This is a genomic window from Streptomyces sp. NPDC055400 (assembly GCF_053644375.1).
The window spans coordinates 221,674-243,456 of sequence record NZ_JBSHLM010000018.1 but is presented as its reverse complement, the minus strand read 5'-3'; the positions used below and the strand labels follow the sequence as shown (position 1 = coordinate 243,456).

At 71.4% G+C, this 21,783-nt stretch carries 21 protein-coding genes; 12 read left to right on the top strand and 9 right to left on the bottom strand.

Annotation, left to right across the window (positions count from 1 at the left end; genetic code table 11):
• Window positions 1-90 precede the first annotated feature (90 nt).
• A complete protein-coding gene (locus tag ACWIGU_RS37660; protein WP_454406174.1) occupies window positions 91-669 on the top strand; it encodes a TetR/AcrR family transcriptional regulator in 579 nt (192 codons plus the stop codon).
• Window positions 670-708: 39 nt separating this feature from the next.
• Here the strand turns inward: ACWIGU_RS37660 and ACWIGU_RS37655 are convergent, their stop codons facing one another.
• The 4 genes from ACWIGU_RS37655 to ACWIGU_RS37640 all read right to left on the bottom strand — a co-directional run bounded on the left by ACWIGU_RS37655 (window position 709) and on the right by ACWIGU_RS37640 (window position 3,386).
• Window positions 709-1,161 (bottom strand): STAS domain-containing protein, encoded by a 453-nt coding sequence (locus tag ACWIGU_RS37655; RefSeq protein WP_454406173.1) that lies wholly within the window; start codon window positions 1,159-1,161, stop codon window positions 709-711.
• Window positions 1,162-1,440: 279 nt separating this feature from the next.
• Window positions 1,441-2,091, bottom strand: coding sequence for a DUF305 domain-containing protein (locus ACWIGU_RS37650; RefSeq protein ID WP_454406172.1), 651 nt, complete (start codon window positions 2,089-2,091; stop codon window positions 1,441-1,443).
• Between the two features lie 85 nt (window positions 2,092-2,176).
• The gene (locus tag ACWIGU_RS37645; protein ID WP_454406170.1) at window positions 2,177-2,638 is read right to left on the bottom strand and encodes a DUF6153 family protein; all 462 of its coding nucleotides are present in this window, start codon (window positions 2,636-2,638) and stop codon (window positions 2,177-2,179) included.
• 187 nt (window positions 2,639-2,825) lie between these two features.
• The gene (locus ACWIGU_RS37640; protein WP_454406169.1) at window positions 2,826-3,386 is read right to left on the bottom strand and encodes an NAD(P)H-dependent oxidoreductase; all 561 of its coding nucleotides are present in this window, start codon (window positions 3,384-3,386) and stop codon (window positions 2,826-2,828) included.
• A gap of 125 nt (window positions 3,387-3,511) precedes the next feature.
• Here ACWIGU_RS37640 and ACWIGU_RS37635 point away from each other — a divergent pair, with 125 nt between their 5' ends.
• The gene (locus ACWIGU_RS37635) at window positions 3,512-4,165 is read left to right on the top strand and encodes a TetR/AcrR family transcriptional regulator (RefSeq protein ID WP_454406167.1); all 654 of its coding nucleotides are present in this window, start codon (window positions 3,512-3,514) and stop codon (window positions 4,163-4,165) included.
• A 97-nt stretch (window positions 4,166-4,262) separates the two neighbouring features.
• Here the strand turns inward: ACWIGU_RS37635 and ACWIGU_RS37630 are convergent, their stop codons facing one another.
• The 3 genes from ACWIGU_RS37630 to ACWIGU_RS37620 form a co-directional block, all read right to left on the bottom strand.
• Complete coding sequence (locus ACWIGU_RS37630; protein ID WP_398379028.1) at window positions 4,263-4,478, bottom strand: hypothetical protein; 216 nt, start codon at window positions 4,476-4,478, stop codon at window positions 4,263-4,265.
• A gap of 89 nt (window positions 4,479-4,567) precedes the next feature.
• The gene (locus ACWIGU_RS37625; RefSeq protein WP_454406166.1) at window positions 4,568-5,506 is read right to left on the bottom strand and encodes an AraC family transcriptional regulator; all 939 of its coding nucleotides are present in this window, start codon (window positions 5,504-5,506) and stop codon (window positions 4,568-4,570) included.
• Between the two features lie 34 nt (window positions 5,507-5,540).
• Window positions 5,541-6,464: an NADP-dependent oxidoreductase gene (locus tag ACWIGU_RS37620; RefSeq protein ID WP_454406165.1), complete on the bottom strand. Its 924-nt coding sequence runs from the start codon at window positions 6,462-6,464 to the stop codon at window positions 5,541-5,543.
• Between the two features lie 325 nt (window positions 6,465-6,789).
• Here ACWIGU_RS37620 and ACWIGU_RS37615 point away from each other — a divergent pair, with 325 nt between their 5' ends.
• From ACWIGU_RS37615 to ACWIGU_RS37595, 5 genes are all read left to right on the top strand, one after another.
• Window positions 6,790-7,962 carry an NADH:flavin oxidoreductase gene (locus ACWIGU_RS37615; protein WP_454406164.1) on the top strand — a complete coding sequence of 391 codons (1,173 nt, stop codon included), beginning with the start codon at window positions 6,790-6,792 and terminating at the stop codon, window positions 7,960-7,962.
• A gap of 259 nt (window positions 7,963-8,221) precedes the next feature.
• Window positions 8,222-8,842 carry a hypothetical protein gene (locus ACWIGU_RS37610; RefSeq protein ID WP_454406192.1) on the top strand — a complete coding sequence of 207 codons (621 nt, stop codon included), beginning with the start codon at window positions 8,222-8,224 and terminating at the stop codon, window positions 8,840-8,842.
• Window positions 8,839-9,525 carry a hypothetical protein gene (locus tag ACWIGU_RS37605; RefSeq protein ID WP_454406163.1) on the top strand — a complete coding sequence of 229 codons (687 nt, stop codon included), beginning with the start codon at window positions 8,839-8,841 and terminating at the stop codon, window positions 9,523-9,525. The genes ACWIGU_RS37610 and ACWIGU_RS37605 overlap by 4 nt, the downstream gene beginning before the upstream one ends.
• Window positions 9,525-14,288 carry a putative T7SS-secreted protein gene (locus ACWIGU_RS37600; protein WP_454406162.1) on the top strand — a complete coding sequence of 1,588 codons (4,764 nt, stop codon included), beginning with the start codon at window positions 9,525-9,527 and terminating at the stop codon, window positions 14,286-14,288. The genes ACWIGU_RS37605 and ACWIGU_RS37600 overlap by 1 nt, the downstream gene beginning before the upstream one ends.
• Window positions 14,289-14,303: 15 nt before the next feature.
• On the top strand, window positions 14,304-14,744 hold the full coding sequence (locus ACWIGU_RS37595; RefSeq protein ID WP_454406161.1) for a hypothetical protein: 441 nt from the start codon (window positions 14,304-14,306) through the stop codon (window positions 14,742-14,744).
• Window positions 14,745-14,833: 89 nt separating this feature from the next.
• On the opposite strand, the gene ACWIGU_RS37590 is transcribed toward ACWIGU_RS37595, so the two are convergent.
• A complete protein-coding gene (locus tag ACWIGU_RS37590) occupies window positions 14,834-15,526 on the bottom strand; it encodes a GntR family transcriptional regulator (protein ID WP_454406160.1) in 693 nt (230 codons plus the stop codon).
• Window positions 15,527-15,815: 289 nt separating this feature from the next.
• Here ACWIGU_RS37590 and ACWIGU_RS37585 point away from each other — a divergent pair, with 289 nt between their 5' ends.
• The 4 genes from ACWIGU_RS37585 to manD all read left to right on the top strand — a co-directional run bounded on the left by ACWIGU_RS37585 (window position 15,816) and on the right by manD (window position 21,142).
• Window positions 15,816-17,171: an MFS transporter gene (locus tag ACWIGU_RS37585; RefSeq protein ID WP_454406158.1), complete on the top strand. Its 1,356-nt coding sequence runs from the start codon at window positions 15,816-15,818 to the stop codon at window positions 17,169-17,171.
• 82 nt (window positions 17,172-17,253) lie between these two features.
• The gene (locus tag ACWIGU_RS37580) at window positions 17,254-18,342 is read left to right on the top strand and encodes an alcohol dehydrogenase catalytic domain-containing protein (protein WP_454406157.1); all 1,089 of its coding nucleotides are present in this window, start codon (window positions 17,254-17,256) and stop codon (window positions 18,340-18,342) included.
• 2 nt (window positions 18,343-18,344) lie between these two features.
• Complete coding sequence (locus ACWIGU_RS37575; RefSeq protein ID WP_454406156.1) at window positions 18,345-19,844, top strand: mannitol dehydrogenase family protein; 1,500 nt, start codon at window positions 18,345-18,347, stop codon at window positions 19,842-19,844.
• Between the two features lie 83 nt (window positions 19,845-19,927).
• Complete coding sequence (gene manD, locus ACWIGU_RS37570; RefSeq protein ID WP_454406155.1) at window positions 19,928-21,142, top strand: D-mannonate dehydratase ManD; 1,215 nt, start codon at window positions 19,928-19,930, stop codon at window positions 21,140-21,142.
• 75 nt (window positions 21,143-21,217) lie between these two features.
• On the opposite strand, the gene ACWIGU_RS37565 is transcribed toward manD, so the two are convergent.
• Window positions 21,218-21,574 (bottom strand): hypothetical protein, encoded by a 357-nt coding sequence (locus ACWIGU_RS37565; protein ID WP_454406193.1) that lies wholly within the window; start codon window positions 21,572-21,574, stop codon window positions 21,218-21,220.
• Between ACWIGU_RS37565 and ACWIGU_RS37560 the strand changes: the two genes are divergently transcribed.
• Window positions 21,480-21,770 (top strand): MmyB family transcriptional regulator, encoded by a 291-nt coding sequence (locus ACWIGU_RS37560; protein ID WP_454406191.1) that lies wholly within the window; start codon window positions 21,480-21,482, stop codon window positions 21,768-21,770. The genes ACWIGU_RS37565 and ACWIGU_RS37560 overlap by 95 nt on opposite strands.
• The last annotated feature ends 13 nt before the right edge of the window (window positions 21,771-21,783 follow it).

The following is a 21,783-nucleotide window of genomic DNA, read 5'->3' as shown; positions in this document are numbered from 1 at the left end:
GCCGACACTAACGGACAGCTGTCCGCTTAGCAAGGGCATGCCGGTTCTTGGCACTGGCGTACGGATTCGCGATTCCCGGAAGGGGGACCCGTGCAGCCGAAGAAGGAAGCGCCGCTCCGCTCGGACGCGCAACGCAATCGCGACCGCATCCTGGAAGTGGCGCTGACCGAGCTGACACGGTCGGCGGACGCCCCCCTGAGCGCGATCGCGAAGAAGGCATGCGTCGGTCAGGGCACGTTCTACCGCAACTTCCCCAACCGCGAATCCCTCGTGCTCGAGGTCTACCGCTACGAGATGCAGCAGGTCGCCGACACCGCGTGTCATCTGCTCGCCACCCGCGCGCCCGACGAGGCCCTGCGTGCGTGGATGGACCGCCTCGCCCAGTACGCCATGGCGAAGGCCGGGCTGGCGGACGCGCTGCGCCAGGCCACCACGCGCGGCAGCCTCGCCGCCCTCGGGCACGGCCCGCTGACGTCGGCCATGTCACTCCTGCTCACGGCGAACGAGGAGGCGGGCACGATCCGCCCCGGGGTGACACCGGAGGACTTCGCACTCGCCATCGCCGGGCTCTGGCAGATCGACCCGCACGGCGACTGGCAGGCGCGCGCCGGGCGGCTGCTCGACCTCGTCATGGACGGCCTGCGCGCCGGTGCGCCGGGAGCCGCCTGAGGCGGGCGACTCGCGCGCGGCCTCGGGGCGACGGCCCGGTCAGGGTGTGGGCGGCCGGGGCCGCGGGGGTCTGGGCGGCCCGTCGTCCAGCACGTCGGGGCTCGTTACGGGCGGCCAGACCGGCCGGTGCGTGGGAGGCAGCGACAACAGGGCCTGGCCGACGGACCGTTGGGCGGGGAGGAGGTCGACACTGCCTGTCTGGGTGAGCAGTTCGGTCAGCCGGCGCCCCGCCCCCGCGAGGACGAGCTTGCCGCCGCGGCGGTCCAGGAGCCATCGCATGGCCAGCAGGCAGTAGAGACCGCGTGAGTCACAGAAGGAGAGCGCGGTGACGTCGAGGACGAGATACGGGTGACCCGCGTCGACGCAGGCGCCGAGCGTGCCCAGGAAGAGTCCCTCAGCGCTCTGGTCGAGTTCGCCGCTGATCCGCAGCACCGCGCAGCCGTCGCAGCTCGCCAGCTCAGTGATCACCAGACGTTGGCTCTGCGTGGACATCACACCTCCATCCGGCCGACGTACGAAGGCCCTTGGCGTCGAGCCTCGCACACACCGGCGCCGGTTCCCGAACCGGACAAGTGCCCCGGGGCGGCACGATCAGGCCGTGCCGGTGCCCCGGTTCACGGCCGGCGCGGGTGCCGGGCGGCCGTTGCGGTGAGGGTCTCCCACCATGCCCCCGATCGCGCGTGACGTCACGGGTCCGGGGGGGAGAAGCGTGGGCGCGCACCCCGCCGGCGTGTGGCCGACGGGGTGTACGGCGCGCCCGCGCAGGTTCCTTCAGCTCTTGCCGAGCATCTTGTTCATCTGCTCGATCTCGGCGGTCTGCGCGGTCACCACGTCCGCGGCCAGGCGCGTCGCGGGGCCGTACTTGCCGTCGGACTTCTCGGTCCTGCCCATCGCGACGGCGCCCTCGTGGTGCTTGACCATCATCGCGAGGAACTTCTTGTCGAAGCCGTCGCCGGACGCCTTCTCGAGCTCGTCCATGTCACCGGCGCTCATCATGCCGGGCATGGACGAGGACATGTCGTGGCCCATGCCCGACATGTCGGCGGGGACTTCCTCACCCCATGCGGTGAGCCAGCCGGACATCTCCTCGATCTCGGGGTCCTGGGCCCCCTTGATCTTGGCGGCGAGGCTCTTCACGTCCTTCGACGCGGCGCGGCCCTCGGCCAGTTCGGCCATCTCCACGGCCTGCCGGTGGTGCTGGATCATCTCCTTGGCGAAGGAGACGTCGGCGCTGTTGCGGCTGTCCGCGTTGCTGTGGCCGTCGGCCTGGGCCGACGCGGCCGGACGGGAGCCGGACTCCTTCGCGCCCATGTCGTGTCCCCCGGCCGGCTTGTCGCTGCCGCATGCGGCGAGGACCAGGGCGGCCGTCCCTGCGGTGGCGGCGGCAAGGGCGCGTCGGACGAACGTGCGGTGTGCGGTCATGCGGAACTCCTGATGCTGATCTCGGTGATGGGCTCGCGCGAGCGCGGCGCCGCCCCTTGGGGCATGCGGTACCGCGCGGGCCGTTCTAGATCCGCAGGAGCTGGAGTTCGGAGAGTGACGGCGGGGCACGGCCGCCGTCGGGGCCACTGCCGGCCGAGGAAGTACGGGCCTCGGGGCGGGCGGGGCAGGCGATCGCGTCGGGGAGCAGCACAGGGGCGACTGCCGGAGGGCCGGCGACGGAGGCGGACGCGCAGACCGAGTCGGCGTGCGCCATGTGCCCTTCGCAGCCACCGTCTCCGTGGTCGCACATGCCGGGAGCAGAAGCCTTGACGCCTTGCCGCTCGGGCCCGGCGTGGTCAACCGCTTCAGCGGCGCCACCCGCACCCGTCGCGGGCGCGGCCGCCGGGTGCATCTCGCCGTGCGCGCCTGCCGGTACGGGTCCCAGGCCGTGCATGCCGAGCAGGCCGAGGAGCACGGCGCCGACGAGCAGCCCGAGGAGCCGCAGCGTCAACTGCGGTCGCGTGGGCTGTCCTGGGCGGGTGGTCACCGCTGCATCGTAGGCACAGGGGACTGGCGTGCGCGCTCCGGGGCCGCCCCGGATCTGCCGTTCGTGGCGCCCCGGTTCACCCCGAACACCCGCAAAGACTCCCCGTAAACGCTCCCCGAAAGTGGGTGCGGCCGGAGGCCGGGGACGGCTTCGTCCCCGGCCTCCGGCCGCACTTGTGCCGGGAGCCTCAGGCAGCGGCGGGGGCGGCCTGCTCGCTCAGGCGGCCGACGACCTCGGTCAGCGCGGTCGCGACCTCGGAGTCGTCGGCGGGGTGGGTCTCGGCGAAGCGCGTGACGGAGCCGGGGATGGACAGCTTCACGTCCTCCAGGACGGCGGCACCGGCGATGCCCGCGGCCTTGCGCGCGTCGTCCTGCGCCCACACACCGCCGTACTGGCCGAACGCGGTGCCGACGACGGCGACGGGCTTGCCGGAGATCGCGCCGGCGCCGTACGGGCGGGACAGCCAGTCGATGGCGTTCTTCAGGACGGCCGGCATGGTGCCGTTGTACTCCGGCGAGAAGAGGAGGAAGGCGTCGGCCTGACCGGCCGCCTCGCGCAGTCGCGCGGCAGCGGCGGGGACGCTGCCCTCGACGTCGATGTCCTCGTTGTAGAAGGGCACGTCGGCGAGGCCCTCGAAGAGCTGGATGTCGGTGCCGGCGGGCGCGTGCTTGGCGGCGGCCTCGGCGAGCTGACGGTTGTGGGAACCGGCGCGGAGGCTCCCGACGAGGGCAAGGATGCGAACAGACATGGCAGAACTCCAGATATGGGCGTACGGATCTCATGCGCGGTCCAACCGGACCGAAGTCCGTTTAAAGTTGTACCACCTATCCGGACCGCGGTCCACTTGTCGCTTCCCGGCGCTACTCTGAAGCCATGACCGGTCCGATCCCCCCTCTCGTCACGACGCCCGGCGCCCCGGGCGGACCGACCGACCTCGCCCTGACACCGGCGGGCGAGCGGCCTGCGCTGCGGGCGGACGCGGCACGCAATCGCACGCGCCTGCTGGAGGCCGCATCACGCCTGATGTCCGAGTGCGGGGCGGCGAACCTGACCATGGAGGCGGTGGCGACGGCGGCCGGGGTCGGCAAGGGGACGGTCTTCCGGCGCTTCGGCGACCGCACCGGGCTGCTCATCGCCCTCCTGGACCACCGGGAGCAGCAGCTTCAGGCGGCGTTCCTGTCGGGCCCGCCGCCCCTGGGCCCGGACGCGCCCGCCCTGGAGCGCCTGCACGCCTTCGGACCCGCCCTCATCCGCCACGAGCGGGACCACCACGAGCTGATCCTCGCCTCGCGCACCGACCCCCTGCGCAACTACGCGGTCCCGGCGAACCGGCTGCGCCACACGCACGTCATGCTGCTGCTGCGCCAGGCGGGCATGGAGGGCGACACCGATCTCCTCGCGCACACGCTGCTGGCCGCCGCGGACACCGCGCTCGTCCGCCATCTGACCGTCGAGCGGGGCATGCCGCTGGACCGCGTGGAGGCGGGATGGCACGACCTGCTCGACCGGCTCGCGCAAAAATCCTGACCGGCTCGCGCAAAGATCCCGACCGGCTCACCAAAAGTCCTGACCGGCTTACGCACACACCCTGACCGGCTCGCTCGGACGCCGGACGGGTGACCGGTCACGAAGCCTTCTCCGGCCCGTCCGGGCCCCAGTTCTCGGGCCCCGCACCGTGCCAGTCGATCAGTTCCGGGTCGTCGACGGTCGTGTCCGTCTCGGGAAGGCCCGCGGCGCGCAGGAACTCCAGGACGTCGAGCAGGTTGTAGGCGGTCCCCACGTCCTTGCCGCGAATCGTCACCCGCCGGCCGCCGTCAGGCAGGGGCGGGTGCACGGTCACGGGCGCACCTTCGGACATACCTCCAGAATGGTCCCGTCACCCCGAAAACGCACCCCCAACCGAACTGATATCCGAAAACCAGGCCCCGCCTACGCCACCCTCGCCTGCCGCCGGTAACCACCCGGGGCGAGCCCGTACTCCCGCTTGAACGCCTTGGCGAAGGCGAACTCGGAGCCGTATCCCGTGCGCGCGGCGACCGTCGTCAAGGGCGCGTCGGACTCCCGCAGCAGCCGGGCCGCCGTCGTCATGCGCCAGCGGGTCAGATACGCCATGGGCGGCTCCCCCACCAGCGCGGCGAACCGCCTGGCGAACGCGGCGCGGGACAGACCCGCCCGCTCGGCCAGCCCCTCGACGGTCCACTGGATCGAGGGGTCGTCGTGAATCGCCGCGAGCGCGGGCGCCACAGCCGAGTCCCCGAGCGCCGCGGCCCAGCCCTGCGCGGCCGAGGCCGGCTGATCGTCCAGCCAGGCGCGCAGGATGTAGAGGAGCAGCGAGTCGATCAGGGTGGGCACGATGCCGTCCGAGCCGATCCGCGGATTCTCCAGCTCGGAGCCGAGAAGCTGGACCGCGGCGCTCAGTTCCGGGTGGCGGCCGTGCCGCGTCGGCAGGTGGACCACTTCGGGCAGCTGGCGCACCAGCGGGTGCGGGCGGCCCTGGTCCAGGTGGTAGTTGCCGCACAGCAGGCTGGTCTCGGGGCCGTCCCCGCCGAGCGTCACCGAGCCGATCGGCGACCCCTCCCGGAAGTGCTCGGCCCTGGGCTCCTCGGCCCGGCTGGAGGGGTGGTCGGCGAGGATGTGGCCCCGCCCGTCGCGCAGGAAGACGACGTCGCCGGGGCTGAGCGGGATCGGCTTCAGATGCGGGGCCGCGTCCTCCAGTGGAACCAGCCAGCAGGTCCCGTACAGCACCACGTGGAATCCCGCGCCGGCGACCGGGGGCAGCCGCAGGCCCCAGGGGGCGCGGCCGTTGGTGCGGACGGACGCCGGGCGTCCCGTGCGCATCGAGGCCAGCGCCTCGGTGAGGATGTCCATCCGGCCTCGCCCTCCCTGGTGCGGCCCGTCCCGGTCAGACCGTCAGGACAATCTTGCCCTGCACATGTCCCGACGCGACCAGCTCATGCGCCTTGCCCGCCTCCGCCAGCGGGAACGTCTCCTCGACGTACGGACGGATCGCGCCCGCGTCGACGAGCTCGGCGATCGCCTCGAGTGCGGCGTAGTCCGGCTCGACCGAGATGCCGGCGAAACGCCGCCCGGCCGCCTCCACGCGCGCGGCGAGCTCCGTGTCACCGTGCTCCAGGATGCTGATGAGCACGCCGCCGGGACGCAGCGCGCCGAGGGACCGATCGCCCTGGGCCAGTGAGTCGAGGACGATGTCGGCGTCCTTGACGACGTCGGTGAATTCGGCGGTCCGGTAGTCGATGAGCTCGTCGGCGCCGAGGCCGCGGAGGAAGTCGTGCCGGGCCGCACTGGCTGTGGCGGTCACATGGGCGCCCCGCGCCTTGGCGATCTGCACGGCGAAGTGGCCGACACCGCCTGCCGCCCGCTGGATCAGGACCCGGTCGCCCTCCTTCACGCCGGCGGCCTGCACGAGGCCCTGCCACGCGGTGAGCGCGGCGAGGGGGATGGCGGCGGCGTGCACGTGGTCGACCGACGCGGGCTTACGGGCCAGCTGGCGGGACGGGGCCGCGACGTACTCGGCGTATCCCGTGGCGGCGCGGGGGAAGAACGGCATCCCGTAGACCTCGTCGCCCACGGCGAACCGGCTGCCGGGGGCGGCCTCCTCGACGACCCCGGAGATGTCCCAGCCGACGCCGAACGGGGGCTCGCCGAGCAGCGGGAAGGCGCCGGACCTGACGGCCACGTCCACCGGGTTGACCGCGCTGGCGTGCACCTTGACGAGGACCTCACCGGAGAGCGGCGTCGGCCGCTGCGTCTCGACGACCTCGAGAACCTCGGGACCACCGAAGGACTTCTGAATGACTGCACGCACGGTAACTCTCCCTGTTTCAGCCGGAGTTGAGGACACCGACTCCGGATCCGGCCCGGCGCCCCGCTTGATGTCCTGAACCTTAGGGAGATCGAACGAGCCGCTGAATAGCCTTCCGTCTCGGCTACATGTCCCAGCGTCTCGCTGACCGGGACCCTCGGGCATTCCCTCCCCAGAGGGACGCTCGCACGGCCGGCCGGTGTGCCGCGGCGGCCTTCCGGTGCCGTCGGCCACCCGTGGACCCCAAAGCCGTGGCCCGGATCACATGAGGACGAGGCTGACCTGTGGAATGTCATGGAGGCCGGAACAGTTGGCACACGCGGATTGCATGCTTGTGCACATACCGACTGGTACCTATGAGGAGCACTCTGTGACTGACGCCGCGTCGCCTGTTTCCCGCGCTGCCGAGATCCTGTCCCGCCCTGTCGCGCTGAACGGTCTGAAAGTCCCGAACCGCATCGCGATGGCGCCCATGACGCGCATGTTCTCGCCGAACGGCATCCCGGGCGAGGACGTTCGGTCCTACTACTCCCGCCGCTCCGCCGCGGGCGTGGGCCTGATCGTCACCGAGGGGACCTACGTCGGCCACGACTCGGCCGGCGAGAGCGACCGGGTGCCGCGCTTCCACGGCGAGGAGCAGCTGGCCGGCTGGGCGAAGGTCGCCGAGGACGTGCACGCGGCGGGGGGCACGATCGTGCCGCAGCTCTGGCACATCGGCATGGTGCGCCAGCAGGGCAAGCCGCCCTTCGCGGAGGCCCCGGCCGTCGGCCCCTCGGGCCTTCGCATCGACGGCACCGAGGGCACGGGCAAGGCGATGACCCAGGGCGACCTGGACGACGTCATCGGCGCGTTCGCGCAGGCCGCCAAGGACGCGGAGCGCATCGGCTTCGACGGCGTCGAGGTGCACGGCGCCCACGGATACCTGCTCGACCAGTTCCTCTGGGCCGGGACCAACCGCCGTACCGACGGCTACGGCGGTGACGCCGTGGCCCGCACGAAGTTCGCCGCCGAGATCGTCGCCGCGATCCGCGAGAACGTCTCCCCCGGATTCCCGGTGATCTTCCGCTACTCGCAGTGGAAGCAGGAGGCCTACGAGGCGCGGCTCGCCGAGACCCCTGAGGAGCTCGAGGCGATCCTCAGCCCGCTCGCCGCGGCCGGCGTCGACGCCTTCCACGCCTCCACCCGCCGCTACTGGAACCCGGAGTTCGACGGCTCGGACCTGAACCTGGCGGGCTGGACCAAGAAGCTCACCGGCAAGCCCACCATCACGGTCGGCTCCGTCGGCCTCGACGGCGACTTCATCCGCGCCTTCATGGGCGAGGGCTCCGCGGTCAAGGGCATCGACGACCTCCTCGACCGCCTGGAGCGCGACGAGTTCGACATGGTCGCCATCGGCCGCGCCCTGCTCCAGGACCCGGAGTGGGCGGCGAAGGTCCTGGAGGGCCGTTTCGACGAGCTGAAGCCGTACGACGCGGCAGCAGCGCTCAAGACCCTGAGCTAGGGCCTGTCTTCACATCCCTAGGGCCTGCCTCCACTCCTGCGGCTGTCACGGCACCCTCACACGAGCAAGGACAAACCGGCCTCGCACCCCGGTTTGTCCTTGTTCGTGTGAGCGGGACTCCGCGCGGACAGTCCGTCGCCCCGCTGACTCGGCGTCACGCGCTCGGACCGCTCAGCGGCCGTGCCCGCTCGGGCCGGTCGCAGGATGCTGTGACAGGGGTGTGACGCAGGCGCGTTGCGGCGGGCGACGTGCGCTTGTGATGATGCACGGTATGTCTGAGTACGGGGGCGCGGTGGACGAACCGCCGCAGACACCAAGGTCACGACTCGCCGACTACGCGGAGATGAGCGGCGCGCCTGCCGCCGAAGCGCCGGTGACGCCCTCACCCCCGCCTTCGCCCCCGCAGCCGGATCCCCAACCGGATCCGCAACAGATCGTCCGGAGCGCAGAGCCCGTCGTCGCGGATCCGGTGGCCGACGATCCCGAAGCGGAGGCACGCAGGCGGGCGTTCGCCGCGTTGCTGGGCGAGTTCCGGCGGACGGCGGTGCTGGTCCCGCTCGGCGACGAGGGCGGCCCGGACGGCGAACCGGGGTTGCTGACAGCGGACTTGAACGGCATCCGCTTCATCCTCGCCTTCTCCGACGAGCAGGCACTGACCCGGTATGCGCAGGCCCGGGGCGAGTTCGCGCGCGAGTGGACCTACCGGACGATTCTGGGCGCGAAGCTGCTGGACGTGGCGGTACCCGCGGCCGGAGTGCCGTGCGGGGTGGCACTCGACTGTGCGGACGGGCCGGACGGCATGGTGTTTCCGCCGGTGCGGGGCATCGTGCCGGACGAGGCGGCGGTCGACCGTGACGAGGGCGAGAGGGGCAGCTCATGACCGGCGACGGAGGCGGCGGTGGCGGCGCGGTCGGCGGCAAGGACCTCAAGACCGGCGGTCTGGATCTGATCGCCAAGGGTCTGACCGAGGCCCTGGCCGAGCTGAAGGAGCTCGGCATGGTCGGTGAGGCCGGGGCCGGGCGCGGCTTCTCGGACATCGCCCTGTCCGGCCTGGAGTTGGGGCACGAAGGGCTCACCGGAGAGTTCAAGTCGTTCTGCGAGCGCTGGGAGTGGGGCGTGCGCTCGCTGGTGAACGAGGGCAACGGGTTCGCGGTGAAGACCGGCCTGTCCGCCGGCACCTACTTCGAGACCGAGCAGTACGTCGAGGGTTCGTTCAAGGTCGTCGCGAACTCCGCGATCGGCAACCCGTACGCCACCGAGGAAGAGGTCACCCAGAAGGGCTGGAAGGACATCGCCACGTCGGGCGCGTACGGCGGCGTGGACTACAGCAAGGAGTCCTTCGACCAGGCGCTCGCCAACAGCGGCCAGGGCTGGAAGGACGCGGGCCGAGACGTCATGACGTCGCACACGCTGGGCCCCGCGGGCCTCAACCCGGAGAATCTGCACAACACCCTTGGGGTCTCCGACGACGCGTACGACCAGATGCTCGACGACACCTTCGGCCCGTCGCCCGAGGAGCGGGCGAAGGCCGCCGGACAGCAGCAGGGCGGGGGCGAGGGCTGATGGGGCTCGGCGACATCGTCGACGGCGTCAAGGGTGGTATCAACAAAGGGCTTTCGGCCGGTGAGGATCTCATCGACGAGGGCAAGAAGAAGGTCGGCGAAGGCGTCGACTACGCGACGAACAAGGTCGGCGACGGGCTGGACCACGTCGGTCTGCACGGTGCCGCGGACGCGGTGGAGGACTGGGGTGACGATGTCGCCTCGGATCTCGGTGCCACGCCCGGCGAGCAGCAGCTCGGGCAGACCGAGGAGGCCAACGAACTCGTCCACGGCAACCCGGACAAGATCCGCGAGTCCGCCAAGCATCTCAAGGACTTCCACACCGCGTTCGACCACGTCTCGCAGGGGATGAAGAAGGTCGACTCGTCCGGATGGGCGGGCGAGGGCGGCGACGCGTTCCGCAAGAAGTTCGGCGTGCACCCCACCAAGTGGGCCCAGGCCTCCGACGCCTGCGACAAGGCGGCCGGCGCGCTGGACGCGTACGCCGACACCGTCAAGTGGGCGCAGGGCAAGGCCAAGGAGGCCGTCGAGCTCTACAAGAAGGGCCAGAAGGCGTCCAAAGACGCGGTCGACACGTACAACAAGAAAGTCGACGCCTACAACGCCAGGATCAAAGCGAACGAGGACCCCGGCGCGAAGCCCGAGCCGTTCCAGGATCCCGGCAAGGCCGACATCGAGAAGGCCCACGAGACGCTCGCCGAGGCGCGCAAGCAGCGCAACACCGCGGCCTCCGACGCCCAGGGCAAGGTCAAGGCGGCCCTCGCGCACGCTCCCGCCGAGCCGCCGCCGCTCGACCGCCTCGGCAACGACCTCGTGGACGGCTACCAGGCCTACAACACGGAGCTCACCCACGTCGTCGGCGGCGCCCTCAAAGGCACCGCCGGACTGCTCAACTTCGCCCGCGGCCTGAACCCCACCGACCCCTACAACCTCACGCACCCGGCCGCGTACATGCAGAACGTCTCCATGACGCTCTCCGGCCTCGTCTCCACCGCCGCGCACCCCGAACGCATCGTCACCGCCGCCGTCGACGGCTTCAAAAAGGACCCCTCCGAGTTCGTGGGGCGCCTCCTTCCTGAGCTCATCGGCACCAAGGGCGCCGGACTCGCCCGCGGTGGCCTGCGCCTGGGGCTCAAGAAGGGAATGGAAGAAGGTGCGGAGACAGGCGTACGGCGCGCCACGCGCGATGCCGAGCGCCACGCCGAGCCCGACGGGCAGAAGAAGTGCAATGGCACCGACCCGGTCGACCTCGCCACGGGGCTCATGTATCTGCCGCAGACCGATGTCGAACTGCCGGGAGCGCTGCCGCTCGCGTTCACGCGTCGCGCCGAGTCCGGGTACGAGCTCGGCCGTTGGTTCGGGCCGTCCTGGTCGTCGACGCTGGACCAGCGCCTGGAGATCGACGCGCAAGGGGTGGTCTTCGTCACGGAGGACGGTCTCCTTCTCGTGTATCCCCATCCCGCTCCCGGGGTGCCCGTACTGCCCTCGCACGGCCCCCGTCGCCCGCTGAACCGTGTCGACAGCGGTTACACGGTCAGCGATCCGGGCACCGGGCGCGTCTGGCACTTCGCCGACCGGGGCGAGCGATCCGCGGTGATCGAGCAGATCGATGACCGCAACGGCAACTGGATCACCTTTGAGTACGACTCCGAGGGCACGCCGCTGACCATCACCTCCAGCGGAGGCCACCGTCTGGTGTGCACCGTTTCCGGCGGACGGGTCCGTGCTCTGGCGCTGGCCGACGCCGCCGGCGGCCGCGGGAACCTGGAGATCAAGAGGTACGGCTACTCGGACGAGGGCCATCTCACCGAGGTCTTCAACTCCTCCGGGCTCCCGCTGCGCTTCAGCTACGACGAGCGCGGACGCATCACCTCCTGGACCGACACCAACGACCGCTCGTACACCTACGAGTACGACGAGCGGGACCGCTGCGTGGCCGAAGGCGGAGCGGAAGGCCATATGGCTCTTCGCCTGGCCTACGCAGAGCCTGACCCGCGCACGGGGCACCGCGTCACCACGACGACGACCGGCGAGGGCCACACCCGGCGGTTCCTCGTCGATGCCTCGCACCGTGTGATCGCCGAGACGGATCCGCTCGGAGCCACCACCCACTACCGGCGTGACCGCTTCGACCGGCTCTTGTCCCGCACCGATCCACTCGGAAACGTCACCGCCTTCCGGTACGACGAAGCGGGCAACCTCATCCACGTGGTGCGCGCCGACGGGCGCGAGGCCCGCGCCGAGTACAACCAGCTCGGCCTGCCGGTAAAGGTGACCAATCCCGACGGCACGACGTGGCGCCAGACCTACGACGAACGCGGCAACCGCCTGACGGCCACGACCCCTGCCGGTGCGACGACGCACTTCACCTACGACGCGGCGGGCCGCCTCACCTCCGTGGTCGACCCGCTCGGCGCGACCACAGCAATTCGCTGTGATCGCGCCGGCCTTCCGGTCGAGGTCACGGATCCGCTCGGGGCGACCACCACGTACGAACGTGATGCCTTCGGTCGGCCTGTCGCCGTCAGGGACCCGCTCGGGGCGACGACCCGCCTGGAATGGAACACCGAGGGCCGGCTCCTCAGCCGTACCGCTCCGGACGGCAGCACCGAGACGTGGTCGTACGACGGGGAGGGCAACTGCACCACCCACACCGACGCCGTCGGCAACGTGACGCGAAGCACCCACACGCACTTCGACCTGACGGCCACGCGCACGACGCCGGACGGAGCGCAGTACACGTTCACGCACGACTCGGAACTGCGCCTCACAGGGGTCACCAACCCGCAGGGCCTCACTTGGCGTTATGAGTACGACAGCGCCGGGTGGCTGGTCCGGCAGACCGACTTCGACGGACGGAGCGTCCACTACGAGCACGACGCCGCCGGGCGCATGACGGCCCGGACCAACGCCCTTGGCCATACGGTGCGTTACGTCTACGACGAGCTCGGCAGGGTCGTGCGGAAGGAGACCTCCGCGGGAGCCACCACCTTCGCCTACGATCTCACCGGCCGGCTCGCCCGGTCCGACGGGCCGGACAGCTCGATCGCCATCCTGCGGGACCGCTTCGGGCGCGTACGTTCCGAGACGGTCGACGGTCGCGTACTGAGCTGCTCCTACGACGAGTTGGGGAGGCGGACCGGGAGGACCACGCCCAGCGGCGCCGAGTCCGCCTGGACCTACGACGTGGCAGGGCGCAGCGTGCAGCTGACCACCGCGGGGCGTGATGTGGGCTTCGCTTACGACGCCGCCGGCCACGAGATCGGTCGCCGCGTCGGGACCTCCCTCGCACTGGCCAACTCCTTCGACGAGCTGGGCCGCCTCACCACGCAGTCCGTCACCGCGTCGGGCGAGGGCCGGTGCGTCCAGCGCCGCGCGTACACCTACCGCGCGGACGGCCACCTGCTGGGCGTCGAGGACCTCGTGTCCGGCACCCAGCGGTTCGAGCTGGACGTGATCGGCCGCGTGACCGGCGTCGAGGGCAACGGCTGGTCGGAGTCGTACGCCTACGATCTCGCAGGCAATCTGACCGCTGCCTCCTGGCCGAAGGAGCATCCGGGCCATGCGGCCACCGGCGCGCGCTCGTACTCCGGAACCCGCCTCACCCGGGCGGGACGTGTTCACTACGAGCACGACGCGCTGGGCCGTGTCACCGTGCGCCGCAAGCGCCGCCTCTCGGGCTCGACAGAGGTCTGGCGCTACGAGTGGGACCCCGAGGACCGACTCGTCTCCACGGTCACCCCTGACGGCAGGCGGTGGCAGTACACGTACGACGCGCTGGGGCGACGCAGCGCGAAGACCTGTCTGGCACCCGACGGCGAGACCGTCATCGAGCGCACCGTGTTCACCTGGGACGGCACGAACCTCTGCGAGCAGGTGACGATGTCGCCGGAGCTGCCCCGGCCGGTCGCCCTCACCTGGGACCACGCCGGCCAACGGCCCCTCACCCAGACCGAGCGGGTGCTGGCACCCGGGTCACCGGGCGAGGAGCGCCCGATGACCCCGCAGGAGGTCGACTCGCGGTTCTTCGCCATGGTCACCGACCTCGTCGGCACTCCCACGGAGCTCATAGACGAGTCCGGGGACATCGCGTGGCGCCGGCGCAGCACCGTGTGGGGCACGACGGCCTGGGCGAGTGACAGCAGCACGTATACGCCGCTCCGTTTCCCCGGGCAGTACTTCGACCCGGAATCCGGCCTGCACTACAACTACTTCCGCCATTACGACCCCGAGACGGCACGCTATGTCTCACCCGATCCGCTCGGCCTGACTCCGGCACCCAACCCGTCCTCTTATGTGGACAACCCGCACACCTGGTCGGACCCGCTCGGGCTCGCGCCGGAGTGTCCGCCCAAGGGCGAGCACTCCAACCCCTTCGAGCGCCGGGAGGACGCCGAGAGGGCGGCCTTCGAGGTGGCCGGCGTCCCCTACGGGGCCGCCCCGGACGCGGAATGGGTGGTCATGGGGGACAAGACCCTCAAGCACATGCCCGGGCACGTCTACTCGAAGGACCCCACCCACTGGGGCAACTTCCGGCAGTTCGAGACTCCGGACGGCTCCAGAGTGGTCGTCGAGCACACTCACGATCCGGCGGGACCCCACTTCCACGCCGGGGCGCCCAAGGGCTTCACCGAGGCGGACCGGAGCCGAGACCTCGTCAACTTCGGCTGGGACAACACGCGAGAGGGCTACAGCACGATGGAACGCTATCGCGCGTTGGACAAACCGGGTGGGGACCACCACTTCTTCCACAAGAACAACTGATCGACAGGGACCACAGTGAACAACGAGGACATCACGGATCGCTTCCATCAAGCCGGGCTGGATGTCGGGGGTTTCCTTGACGACGGGACGAGCCCGACGGTCACCGAAGCCTTCCGGGTGACGGCGCACATCGACACCGTGCCGTGGGCCCGGGTGCCGAAGCGGGACGACGACGCCCTGCGTCGAGCACAGGACCTGTGGCTGTCGACGGCCCGCCGGCGGGGCATTGTCACACCTGACGGCGCGTTCCTCACGGCTGCCGGCATGAGCCAGGGCTGGCTCCGCGTCTGTCTCACCGACGGCACCGACCTCTCCCGGCTCGCGGATCCCTCCGGCGGCATCGAGTTCCTCACCCGCTCACCCGACGGGACCCGGCTCTGCGCGATCTCCACCGAGGGCGGGGAACACTGGGTCATCGACGAGGCATACCCGCCGGCGGACGACGAGGACGACTGACGCGCCACCCACGACCGGGCCGCCGTTCTTCCGTCCCCGTCCTGGAACACCAGGTCGACGCGGACGAGCCGCCCCCGGCGTGAGCGACGTCAGGCGCGCAGCCCGGGATGGACTCGCGGGCGGGGCGGGGCACCCGGCTGCTCATGCGGATCCGCGAACAGCTCCGGATGGCTCGCCCGGATCGTTCCGATGTCGTCGAAGACGCCCTGAAGGTGCCCGCGCAGCGCGTCCTCGGCGCGCGCCCCGTCCCGCCGTTCCAGGGCGTCGACCACCGTCGTGTGCTCGTCGATCAGCGTCTCGATCCGGTGCGGCAGCGGCAGACTCAGCCGGCGGGCCCGGTCGAGGTGCGCCTTGGCGGTCGCCACCGTGCGCCACAGCGTGCGGTGGCCGCTCGCCTCCATGAGGCGGCGGTGGAAGGCCTCGTCCTGCTCGAAGAACACGTCCGCGTCCCCCGCCTCGAGCGCGGCCCGCTGTGCGTCGAGGACGGCGCGCAGCGCCGTGATGTCCTGCGCGCCGGCCTTCTTCACCGCCTCGCGCAGCGCCGCCAGTTCGAGCGCCTCCCGCATGAACTGGGCTTCCAGGACGGCGTCGACGCTGATCCGCGAGACGAACGTACCGAGCTTGGGGAAGACGTCGACCAGCGACTCCTCGCCCAGCAGGATCAGCGCCTCGCGTACCGGGGTGCGGCTGACGTCCAGCTCCCCGGCCAGCTCGTTCTCCGACAGGGGCGCGCCCGGCAGGAGCGCGAGGGAAGTGATCCGCGCCCGGAGCAGGGCGTGCACCCGAGTCCGGACCGACTCGCGCGGACGCGGTGCCTCCGCCTCGGTCCCTCGTGACTGTCTCGTTTCCCGCCGCTGAGCTGCCATGACGCTCACTTTCTCACCTCAGCTGCGAGGATACTTACATACAAGGCTTGTATGTAAGTGCGGACGAGGGTAAAAAATGACGCGGAGGTCAACGGACCCCCTTGGCCGCACCCGTGTCCCTGTCCCCGCTCTGGACACGTCTGTGCCCGCTCTCGCGAACCGCCTACCGTCACGTCCGCACGTCCCCCTCGACCGGAGGTCAACGATGACCACCCGCTCCGTCACCGAGAGTGAGTCGCCGGCCGCCCCGCCCGGCACCTCACTCCCCGCCCGCCCGCGCGGCCGGGGGAACAACGTCCGCTGGGGCATAGCCGTCCTGTGTTTCGGCGGCCTCGCGGTCAACTACCTGGACCGCTCCACGCTCAGCGTCGCGCTGCCGTCCATGTCGCACGACCTGCACATCGGTCCCGAGACGCAGGGCTTCATCCTCAGTGCCTTCTTCATCACGTACGCGCTGTGCCAACTGCCCGCCGGGGCGCTCCTGGACAAGTACGGCGTGAAGCGGGTCTTCGCGATCGGCGCCATCTGGTGGTCGCTGGCCACCGTCGGGATGGGCCTGGTCCGCGGTGTCGGCTCGCTCGTCGGCGCCCGGATGCTGCTCGGCGCCGGTGAGGCCGCCGGCTATCCCGCACCCGCGAAGGCCGTCTCCCGCTGGTTCCCCCGTCACGAACGGACCCTCGCCAACAGCGTCTGGGACAACGGCGCGCGCGTCGGCACGGCCATCGCCCTGCCGCTGGTGACGATGCTGGTCTCCGTGTTCCACTGGCGGGTCGCGTTCATCGCCTGCGGCCTGCTCGGCTTCCTGTGGATCATCGGCTGGTGGCGGCTCTACCACGAGCCCGCCGACCACCCGAAGCTGACCGCCGAGGAGCGCGCCTACATCGAGGCGGGCGGCGCCCACACCGACGAGACGCCCGCGCACGAGGCGGACGCGCCCAAGGTGCGCTGGCGGGACCTGTTCCGCTACCGGACGGTCTGGGGCATGATGCTCGGCTTCTTCTGCCTCAACTACGTCATCTACTTCTTCATCACCTGGTTCCCCAGCTACCTCGTCGACGAGCGCGGCTTCGACCTCCTCAAGCTGGGCTTCTTCGGTACGGTCCCGGGTCTGGTCGCCATCTTCGGGTCGCTGCTCGGCGGGTTCACCGCCGACCGGCTGCTCCGCAAGGGCTGGTCCACCACCAAGGTCCGCAAGACCTGCCTGGTCTCCGGCACGCTGTGCTCGTCCGTGATCGCGCTCGCCGTCGTCGTGCCGACCGCGACCGGCGCCCTCGCGCTGCTCTCCCTCAGCTACGCCTCGCTGACCTTCTCCACCGCGTCCGTCGCGTCGCTGCCCGCCGACGTGGCGCCGACCGCCGGGCATGTCGCCTCGCTCGCCGGTATCCAGAACTTCGCCTCGAACGTGGCGGGGATCCTCGGCCCGATCGTCACCGGATTCCTGCTGGCATCCTCCTCAGGCTCGTACCTGGTGCCGCTCCTGGTGTCCGGCGCCCTGTCCGTCGTCGGCGCCCTCACCTACGCGTTCGTGATCAAGCGCGTCGAACCGCTGCCGGTGCGCTGAGGGGTGTCCGGCAGATCATGGCCGGACACTCCCTGGCCCGCCCCGGCCCGCTCCATCCCCGTACGAGAGAAAGGGACGCCCCGTGGCCCAGTCGGTCGAGTCGGCCCAGTCGGTCGAGCCCGTCGAGTCCATACATCGCGCCGCGGTGCTGCACGGCCCCAAGGACGTGCGCGTCGAGCACCGCCCGGTGCCCGAGCCCGGGCCGGGCCAGGTCCTGGTCGCCGTCCGTGCCGTCGGGCTGTGCGGGTCCGACCTGCACTACTACGCCCACGGCGAGAACGGCCCGAACGTCCTGCGGCAGCCGACCGTCCTCGGCCACGAGCCGGCCGGCGTGGTCGTCGGCCACGGCGCAGGCGCCGACGACCTGCCCCACGGCACGGCCGTGGCGATCGAGCCCGCGCACCCGTGCGGCACGTGCGCGCTGTGCCGGGCCGGGCGCTACAACCTCTGCCCGCACGGCACCTGTTTCGGTTCGCCGCCGACCGACGGCGCGCTCGCCGAGTACGTGTGCGTGCCGCGGGACTTCGTGCATCCGCTGCCCGCGTCGACGGACGTCCGGCTCGGCGCGCTCATCGAGCCGCTCGCCGTCGCCGTGCACGCGGTGCGCCGCGCCGCGCTCGCCCCCGGTCACCGGGTGCTGGTCACCGGGGCGGGGCCGATCGGCGTGCTGGTCGCGCAGGTCGCGGCGGCCGTCGGCGCCGGGGCCGTCACGGTGTCCGATGTGGCGGCCGAGCGGCGGGAGTTCGCGGCGCGGCTCGGCCTGCACACGGTGGACGCCGCCGGCCTCGCGCCCGATCCGGAGCGGTCCCACGCGCTCGCCTCGCCGGACGGCTACGACGCCGTGTTCGACTGCTCCGGCGTGGGGCCCGCCCTCGTGTCGGGGATCCGCGCGCTGCGCCCCGGCGGCACCGCTGTGGTGGTCGGCAATCCGGGCCGACCGGTGACCGAGCTGCCGCTGGCGTGGATGCAGCGTCAGGAACTGTCCCTCGTGACCTCGTTCCGGTACGGGGCAGGGGACTTCGCGGCGGCCGCCGCGCTCGCGGGGCGTGTCCGTCTGGCCGAACTGGTCACCTCCGCCTTCCCGTTGGAGCGGGCGGCCGAGGCGCTCGAGGTCGCGCTGACCGACCCGTCGCAGATGAAGGTCCTGGTCGAGCCGGCGCGGGAGGTCTGACGATGACCTTGCGCACCCTGCCCCGCCTGTCCCGTACCGCGCTCCCCGTGGCCGGCCTGAAGCTGCCTCCGCCCACCCCCGAACCGGGCATCGTCCACCTCGGCATGGGCAACTTCCACCGCGCCCACCAGGCTGTCCACACGGCCGACGCCCTGCGCCACAGCCCCGGCCCCTGGGGCATCACCGGTGTCTCGACGAGCGCGGCCCGAGGCCCGCGCCCTGTACTGACCGGCATGGCGGAACAGGACCAGCTCTACACGGTCCTCACTCTGCGCCGCGACGCGGGCGTCGCCGCGACCGTGCCCGGGGTGCACCATCCGGGCCTCGTCGCCGACGGACAAGGCGCCGAGGTCGTCGCCGCGATCGGCAGCCCCACCACACGCATCGTCTCCCTCACGGTGACCGAGAAGGGGTACACCTTCGGCGCCGACGGCCGCCTCGACCTCGACGACCCGCTGGTCCGCGCCGACCTCGCGGGCGGCACGCCCCGCACCGCCCTCGGCCTGATCGTGCGCGGACTCCAGCACCGGGCCCGCACCGACGGGGCACCGGTCACCGTGCTCAGCTGCGACAACCTCATGAACAACGGGCACCGACTGCGCGCCCTCATCGACGAGTTCGTCGCCGCGCTGCCCGCCGCGGAACGCCCCGAGCTGCAGGCCTACGTCGCGAGCTCGCTCACCACGCCGACCACCATGGTGGACCGGATCGCGCCCGCCACCACCGACGAGCACCGTGACCTGGTCGCCCGCGCCTTCGGCGTCCGCGACTCGGTGCCGGTGCCCGCCGAGCCGTACCGACTGTGGGTCATGGAGGACGACTTCCGCGCCGGGCGCCCGGCGTGGGAGCACGCGGGCGCGGTGTTCACGGACGATGTCGCCCCGTACGAACTGATGAAACTGCGGCTCCTTAACGGCGCCCACTCGCTCCTCGCCTACCTCGGCCTGCTGCGCGGACACCGCTGCATCGACCAGTCGGTGACGGACGAACTCCTCGGCGGTGCCGTGGAGTTCGCGATGCGCGAGGAGATCCTGCCGACGGTCCCGGAGCCCGGGGGAATGCCGGGCAAGGCCTACGTCACCGAACTCCTCGACCGGTTCGCCAATCCGGCGCTCGGCCACCGCACCGCGCAGGTCGGCTCCGACGGTTCCCTGAAGATCCCGGTCCGCTGGGCGGGGGTGCTCGCCGAGTCGCTGGCGGCGGGGCGCGTCCCCCGCGTCCTCGCTCTCGGCCTCGCCGCGTACGTGCGCGTCATCACGGCCGACGACGCCTACGACGAGCGGGCGCTCGGCACGGTCCACGACGGCGCCCGGTCGCGCCTGGCCGAGCTCGCGGCCCGTGCCGGCGGTCCCGCCGACGCGGCCCGGCTGCTGCTCCGCGAAGGCGACCTGCTGCCGCCGGAGGTCGCCCAGCACGCCGGACTCGGCGATGCGGTCGGCGAGTTCGCGCACACGCTTGCCGTGCACGGCATCGAGGCCGCGCTGCGTTCCGCCCGCACCTGATCCAGGTGCCGGCCGCCGGATCCGTGTGCCGGCCGGCACCGCCCCCTGCCCCCGCGCTCCCCCATCGAGAAGAACGGCACCCCATGGCCACCATCACCTCGGCCGAGGTCTTCGTCACCTGCCCCGGCCGCAACTACGTCACCCTGAAGATCACCACCTCGGACGGTGTCACCGGCATCGGCGACGCCACCCTCAACGGCCGCGAGCTGTCCGTCGCCTCCTACCTGCGCGACCACGTCTGCCCCACCCTGATCGGCAAGGACCCGGCCCGCATCGAGCAGGTGTGGCAGTACCTGTACAAGGGCGCCTACTGGCGGCGCGGCCCGGTCACGATGACGGCGATCGCCGCCGTCGACGTCGCCCTGTGGGACATCAAGGGCAAGGTCGCGGGCCTGCCCGTGTACCAACTGCTGGGCGGCGCGGCCCGTGACGGCGTCACCGTCTACGGCCACGCCAGCGGCAACACGGTCCCCGAACTCCTCGACGACGTACAGCGTTTCCTCGACAAGGGCTTCCGCGCGGTGCGCGCACAGGCGGCGGTGCCCGGTCTGGAGCGGGTGTACGGCATGCGCAAGGGCGACGGCGACACCTACGAGCCGGCCGACGGGGCGCTGCCCACCGAGGAAGTCTGGGACACCGGCGCCTACCTGGACTTCGTGCCGACGTACATGTCCGCCGTCCGCGAGCGGTTCGGCTACGACTTCCACCTGCTGCACGACGTGCACCACCGGCTCACCCCCATCGAGGCGGGCCGCCTGGGCAAGTCCCTCGAGCCGTATCGCCTGTTCTGGATCGAGGACCCCACCCCGGCCGAGGACCAGGAGGCCTTCCGCCTCATCCGGCAGCACACCACGACACCGCTCGCGGTCGGCGAGATCTTCAACTCGATCTGGGACTGCCGGCACCTGATCACCGACCGCCTCATCGACTACATCCGCACCTCCGTCTCGCACGCCGGCGGCATCACGCATCTGCGCAGGATCTTCTCGCTCGCCGAGCTGTACGGGGTCCGCTCCGGCTCGCACGGCGCGGGTGACCTCTCGCCCGCGTCGCTCGCGGCCGCGCTGCACGTCGACCTGTCGATCCCGAACTTCGGGATGCAGGAGTACATGGCCCATCTCCCCGGCTACGAGGAGGTGTTCGAGACGTCCTGGACGTTCGAGGACGGCCTGATGCACCCGGGCGACCGCCCCGGCATCGGCGTCGAGTTCGACGAGAAGGCCGCCGAGCGCTTCCCGTACGAGCGCAAGTACCTGCCGGTGAACAGGCTGCGGGACGGATCCGTGCACGACTGGTGAGGCGAAGCGGCAGGCGGTGGCGAGCCCCAGGCCGGGGCCTGCGCCGACGAGAGCGAGCGTGGTCGGGTGCGTCCTTCACAAAGGTGGCCGGGGCCGGGGCGCATGCGCAGCCCCGGCGACGGTGAGGCGGTGGGTCAGGGGGAGGGGAGTCTTGATGGCGCGGCGTTCGTCCATCGCCTTGTAGCCCTCGGCGACCTGGTCGAGGGGCAGCGTGAGGTCAAAGATGGCACCCGCATGCTCCGGCTCGACGACGCCGAACACACCCACCTGCTGAACCTCGCCCAGGCCGCCGACGGCTCCGACGCCCTCACCCGCCCCCGACGCCGCACCACCCGGCCTGGGCGCCCTCGTCGGTGAACTGTCCACCCGCAGCCACGAGTTCCGCACGCGCTGGGGCGCCCACGACGTCCGCCGCCACGGCACTGGCACCAAACGCTTCCACCATCAGGCGGTCGGTGAACTCACCCTCGCCTACGAAGGGTTGGACATGACCGCCGAGCCCGGCCTGACCCTGACCATCTACACCGCCGAACCCGGCTCCGCCTCCGAAGAGGGCCTGCGCCTGCTCGCCTCGTGGGCCGCCACCCAAGAATCCCCTTCACCCAAACAGCAACCCACAACAGGCTGAGTCACTCGCAGGA

Bases quoted from the DNA above. Each gene is read 5' to 3' on its own strand.
- ACWIGU_RS37575 (WP_454406156.1), top strand. From the start codon at position 18,345: ATGACCTTGCGCACCCTGCCCCGCCTGTCCCGTACCGCGCTCCCCGTG.
- ACWIGU_RS37640 (WP_454406169.1), bottom strand. From the start codon at position 3,386: ATGTCTGTTCGCATCCTTGCCCTCGTCGGGAGCCTCCGCGCCGGTTCC.
- ACWIGU_RS37650 (WP_454406172.1), bottom strand. From the start codon at position 2,091: ATGACCGCACACCGCACGTTCGTCCGACGCGCCCTTGCCGCCGCCACC.
- ACWIGU_RS37635 (WP_454406167.1), top strand. From the start codon at position 3,512: ATGACCGGTCCGATCCCCCCTCTCGTCACGACGCCCGGCGCCCCGGGC.
- ACWIGU_RS37615 (WP_454406164.1), top strand. From the start codon at position 6,790: ATGCTTGTGCACATACCGACTGGTACCTATGAGGAGCACTCTGTGACT.
- manD (WP_454406155.1), top strand. From the start codon at position 19,928: ATGGCCACCATCACCTCGGCCGAGGTCTTCGTCACCTGCCCCGGCCGC.
- ACWIGU_RS37605 (WP_454406163.1), top strand. From the start codon at position 8,839: ATGACCGGCGACGGAGGCGGCGGTGGCGGCGCGGTCGGCGGCAAGGAC.
- ACWIGU_RS37600 (WP_454406162.1), top strand. From the start codon at position 9,525: ATGGGGCTCGGCGACATCGTCGACGGCGTCAAGGGTGGTATCAACAAA.
- ACWIGU_RS37625 (WP_454406166.1), bottom strand. From the start codon at position 5,506: ATGGACATCCTCACCGAGGCGCTGGCCTCGATGCGCACGGGACGCCCG.
- ACWIGU_RS37585 (WP_454406158.1), top strand. From the start codon at position 15,816: ATGACCACCCGCTCCGTCACCGAGAGTGAGTCGCCGGCCGCCCCGCCC.
- ACWIGU_RS37610 (WP_454406192.1), top strand. From the start codon at position 8,222: ATGATGCACGGTATGTCTGAGTACGGGGGCGCGGTGGACGAACCGCCG.
- ACWIGU_RS37655 (WP_454406173.1), bottom strand. From the start codon at position 1,161: ATGTCCACGCAGAGCCAACGTCTGGTGATCACTGAGCTGGCGAGCTGC.